Here is a 776-nt window from a genome sequence, read left to right as displayed (position 1 = left end):
CACATCGCTGCGGAAGAATCCCGCCTACGTGGCCAAATCGAGCTTGTCGCGCCGAAGAACTACCTCAGCCGGGCTGCGCGTGAGGCCATGAATTCCATGGTGGTGTTTGCAACGATTGAAGGTTATCCGGGCAAGAGGTACCACGCTGGCGTCGAGCACTTTGACGCAATCGAGCGGCTCGCGATCGAGCGGGCGAAGGCGATGTTCGGGGGAGGGCATGCAAATGTGCAGCCTCATTCCGGTACTCAAGCAAACCAGGCGGTCTATTTCGCAACCTTAAGCCCTGGCGACACTGTGCTGAGCATGGACCTTGCCTCCGGCGGGCATTTGAGTCACGGCCTCAAATCCAACTTGTCAGGTCGATGGTTCAAGACCGTTTCTTATGGAACAACAGATGAAGGCTTCATCGATTACGATGCGATGGAGCAACTGGCGCGTCAACATCGGCCGAAGCTCATAATCGTTGGAGGTTCGTCTTATCCACGAGCAATCGACTTCCAAAGGGTGTCGGCAATCGCTGCCGAGGTAGGCGCCGCGACCCTAGCGGACGTGGCACATTTCTCTGGGCTGATCGCAGGCAAGCAGTACCCGAGCCCATTTCCGCACATTGACTTCCTGACATCCACAACTAACAAAAATCTACGCGGCCCTCGCGGAGGTCTCATTGTCTGCCGCGATACCGCCATGGGTCGGAAGATCGATTCAGCAGTGTTTCCCGGTATCCAAGGCGGGCCGCACCCGAACGTTATGGCGGCTAAAGCTGTTTGTTTTGGAGA

1 protein-coding gene is annotated in these 776 nt (G+C 56.7%); it reads left to right on the top strand.

The window, feature by feature from the left end; genetic code table 11:
* Positions 1–776: serine hydroxymethyltransferase (locus AC0YKC_RS33985; protein ID WP_488514243.1), on the top strand; the 776-nt coding region annotated here is incomplete at both ends.

The sequence above is a fragment of the Mesorhizobium sp. CNPSo 4661 genome (genome assembly GCF_057784215.1).
Note: the sequence above shows the minus strand (reverse complement) of the source record. Positions and strands in the feature narration are given on the sequence as shown.